Here is a 251-nt window from a genome sequence, read left to right as displayed (position 1 = left end):
TGTAAACCGAGGATCGCGAAGCCATTTATGGATCAGGTTGGTGTTCATCGCGTAGCGCCGCGCAACCTGCGCAACCGAGACACCAGAAACCCGCGCCTGCGCGCAGATCGACAGCTTCTCTTCGTCTGACCAGACCCGCTTCTTCTGGCCCTTCTTGCCCGCCATCGCTTACCTCAAGATGTCCACTTCCGATGGTGGACATCTAGCAGGCACTCCATCACGTCGTCAGAGCGGGGAAACCGGACAGATAC

The 251-nt window shown here is 58.2% G+C and carries 1 protein-coding gene; it reads right to left on the bottom strand.

Features of this window, described 5'->3' with window-relative positions:
• The coding region (locus tag ACK8OU_RS20590) for a transposase (RefSeq protein WP_410305185.1) at positions 1-165 on the bottom strand (165 nt) is incomplete at its 3' end.
• Positions 166-251: the final 86 nt, after the last annotated feature.

It is taken from the genome of Pontitalea aquivivens, assembly GCF_046507575.1.
GTDB classification, from domain to species: domain Bacteria; phylum Pseudomonadota; class Alphaproteobacteria; order Rhodobacterales; family Rhodobacteraceae; genus Pontitalea; species Pontitalea aquivivens.
Note: the sequence above shows the minus strand (reverse complement) of the source record. Positions and strands in the feature narration are given on the sequence as shown.